This is a genomic window from Mycobacterium sp. TH-M116, from assembly GCF_057473685.1.
The window spans coordinates 1-3002 of sequence record NZ_JBYCLC010000280.1; the positions used below are offsets into that span (position 1 = coordinate 1).

At 67.2% G+C, this 3002-nt stretch carries 4 protein-coding genes and 1 pseudogene; 2 read left to right on the forward strand and 3 right to left on the reverse strand.

Translation table 11 applies throughout. The features are described from left to right. Nucleotides 1-186 (reverse strand): annotated as a pseudogene (echA20, locus tag AC2VOK_RS14005) ((7aS)-7a-methyl-1,5-dioxo-2,3,5,6,7,7a-hexahydro-1H-indene-carboxyl-CoA hydrolase); the annotation flags it as partial. A 94-nt stretch (nucleotides 187-280) separates the two neighbouring features. Here echA20 and AC2VOK_RS14010 point away from each other — a divergent pair. Together AC2VOK_RS14010 and AC2VOK_RS14015 are read left to right on the forward strand one after the other, a co-directional pair. Further along, nucleotides 281-1039, forward strand: coding sequence for an SDR family oxidoreductase (locus AC2VOK_RS14010; protein WP_428901026.1), 759 nt, complete (start codon nucleotides 281-283; stop codon nucleotides 1037-1039). Nucleotides 1040-1053: 14 nt separating this feature from the next. Further along, on the forward strand, nucleotides 1054-1962 hold the full coding sequence (locus AC2VOK_RS14015; protein ID WP_428901023.1) for an SDR family oxidoreductase: 909 nt from the start codon (nucleotides 1054-1056) through the stop codon (nucleotides 1960-1962). A 91-nt stretch (nucleotides 1963-2053) separates the two neighbouring features. Here the strand turns inward: AC2VOK_RS14015 and AC2VOK_RS14020 are convergent, their stop codons facing one another. Beyond that, entirely contained in the window at nucleotides 2054-2506 is a 453-nt protein-coding gene (locus tag AC2VOK_RS14020) for a nitroreductase family deazaflavin-dependent oxidoreductase (protein ID WP_428901024.1), read from the reverse strand. Between the two features lie 7 nt (nucleotides 2507-2513). Then, on the reverse strand, nucleotides 2514-2900 hold the full coding sequence (locus AC2VOK_RS14025; RefSeq protein WP_428901025.1) for a DUF8021 domain-containing protein: 387 nt from the start codon (nucleotides 2898-2900) through the stop codon (nucleotides 2514-2516). Between the last annotated feature and the right edge of the window lie 102 nt (nucleotides 2901-3002).

Genomic DNA, 3002 nt, shown 5'->3' on the forward strand with positions numbered 1-3002 from the left:
CACGCCGGCGTTGAAGCCGCGGCCCTCCGCCCGCAGGATCACCACGTGGGCCTCAGGGCTGTCGCCGGCCGCCGTGATCGCGTCGGCAAGCTCGAACCAGCCGCGCGAAGGGATGGCGTTGACGGGCGGGAAGTCCACGGTGACCGCGACTATCCCCGGTTCGGTGGTGGTGGATGTGATCGGCATGGCACTCCTGGGGGCGTGGCTACCTAAGCAAGCACTTGCTTGGTACGCTAGCACAGTGACCCGCGCCGAAGGAGGCCTCCCTTCTGGAGGAGTCATCAGTCTGGGATTGGCCGGTCGGGTCGTCCTGGTCACCGGCGGCGTTCGAGGGGTGGGCCTGGGGGTCAGCGCCGTTTTCGCCCGGCAGGGCGCGACCGTCGTCACCTGCGCGCGCCGCGCCGTCGAGGGTCTGCCCTATGAGTTTCACTCGTGCGACGTCCGCGACGACGACGCCGTCAAGGCGCTGATCGACTCCGTGGTCGACAGGCATGGCCGGCTCGATGTGGTGGTCAACAACGCCGGGGGTTCGCCGTACGTGCTGACCGCGGATTCCAGCGCGAATTTCAACCGCAAGATCATCGAGCTCAATCTGATTGGTGCGCTGTACGTTTCGCAGTACGCCAACGACAAGATGCAGGGCCAGGAGCGCGGCGGATCGATCGTCAACATCTGCAGTCTCAGTGGTCGGCGGCCGTCGCCCGGGACCGCGGCCTACGGTGCGGCCAAGGCCGGCCTGGAAAGTCTGACGCAGACGCTGGCGGTGGAGTGGGGGCCCAAGGTCCGGGTGAACGCCTGCGTGGTCGGCATGGTGGAGACCGAACAGTCGGAACTGTTCTACGGTGATGCCGAGTCGATCGCCGCGATTTCGAAGAACGTGCCCCTGGGCCGTTTGGCCAAGCCGGATGATGTCGGTTGGGCCGCGGCGTTTTTGGCGTCGGACGCGGCGTCCTACATCAGCGGCGCCTCGCTGGAGGTGCACGGCGGCGGCGAACCGCCGCACTATCTCGCCACAACGAACGCCAGCGCAGTCAAGTAGAGGAGACACGAACAATGGGGTTGGTGGACGGCCGCGTCGTCATCGTCACCGGAGCCGGCGGGGGTATCGGGCGCGCGCACGCGCTGGCCTTCGCGGCCGAGGGCGCGCGGGTGGTGGTCAACGACATCGGAGTGGGCCTGGACGGTTCGCCGGCCGGCGGCGGCAGCGTCGCGCAGGGCGTCGTCGACGAAATCACCTCGGCCGGTGGGGAAGCCGTCGCCAACGGGTCCAACATCGCCGACTGGGACCAGGCGGCCGGCCTCGTGCGGGCCGCCGTCGACACCTTCGGCGGCCTGGACGTCGTGGTCAACAACGCCGGCATCGTGCGCGACCGGATGATGGCCAACACCAGCGAAGAGGAGTTCGACGCCGTCATCGCGGTGCACCTCAAGGGGCACTTCGCCATGATGCGGCACGCGGCGTCCTACTGGCGCGGGCTGTCCAAGGAAGGCAAGGCGGTCGACGCGCGGATCGTCAACACCAGCTCCGGTGCGGGCTTGCAGGGCAGCGTCGGGCAGGGCAACTACAGCGCCGCCAAGGCCGGCATCGCGGCGATGACGCTCGTCGGCGCCGCCGAGATGGGACGCTACGGCGTGACGGTCAACGCGATCGCGCCGTCGGCGCGCACCCGCATGACCGAGACCGTCTTCGCCGAGATGATGGCGACCCAGGACCAGGATTTCGACGCCATGGCACCGGAGAACGTCTCGCCGCTGGTGGTCTGGCTGGGCAGCGCCGAGTCCCGCGACGTCACCGGCAAGGTCTTCGAGGTCGAGGGCGGCAAGATCCGCGTCGCCGAGGGCTGGGCGCACGGCCCTCAGATCGACAAAGGAGGCGCCAAGTGGGATCCCGCCGAATTGGGCCCCGTCGTCGCCGACCTGCTGGCCAAGGCGCGCCCGCCGGTCCCCGTCTACGGGGCGTAGCGGGCCGCGGTACTCGCCGAACGTGAACTGGCGGCGAGGATTTCGTCGATTTTTCGCCGTGGCTTCACGCTCGACATGCGCAGGGCAACGCTCAGGGGTCGCAGATGACGATGGGGATGACCCGATCCGTCCACGACCGGTAGTCGCCGAACGACGGGTACATGGCTTCCAGCTTCGGCCAGTATTCTGCGCGCTCATCCTCGGTGGCATCGCGCGCCTGCAACTGCAACACCTCATCCTTGATCTGCACGAAAACGTGGGGATTCGCCTTGAGATTGAGGTACCACAGCGGATGCTTGTCGCTGCCGCCCTTCGATGCGACCAACACCACGCGATCCCTCTCGCGCAGGTACAGCAGCGGGCTCACCCGCGGTTGACCGGTCTTGCGGCCCGTCGTGGTGAGCAGCGCGACCGGAGCCTTGCCGAAAGTGCCGCCGAGCTTTCCGTTGCTGCGACGGTAGATCCACGCGTTGCCCTTGGCCATGTACTTGATGATCAGGCCGACCCAGGGCGAGTTCAGCGAGCGTGGCTTCTCTTTCGGCATGGTTTTCCTAGCGCTGGACGAATGGATGAAAGCGGACCTTGATGTGCTGGATTTCCGCCGTGCCACTGGGGCTTTCGGCGGGAATCAGGAATGTCTCGTCGACCCGCGCGGCCACCCGCCGCCCGCCGAAGGCGACCTTGGTCAACACGTCGTACACCGCGCGCACCTCGTCGCCGCTGATGCGGTAGTCCGGCGGTGTCGCGTCGGCGATGATCCGGAACTGGGGGCCGCGGTTGAGGCCGCGCCGCATGTGGCGTCCGGAGAACCCGTTCTTGATGCCCTGCTCGACGCGGGTGCAGCCCTTTGCGAACGGAACGGCGTCGGCGTTGTGGCTGACCAGTGCATCGATATAAGCCTGCGCCGCGGCGATGCGGCTCTCTTCGGGAACGAGCACCGCTCGGGCTAGGGCGTGTCTCCCGAATTTTCGTGTCCTGACCGGCGAAAATTGGTCGGTGACGCGGATTGGTGTGATTTCTGATGAGTTCTGGGCGGTCGT

Bases quoted from the DNA above. Each gene is read 5' to 3' on its own strand.
- AC2VOK_RS14015 (WP_428901023.1), top strand. From the start codon at position 1,054: ATGGGGTTGGTGGACGGCCGCGTCGTCATCGTCACCGGAGCCGGCGGG.
- AC2VOK_RS14020 (WP_428901024.1), bottom strand. From the start codon at position 2,506: ATGCCGAAAGAGAAGCCACGCTCGCTGAACTCGCCCTGGGTCGGCCTG.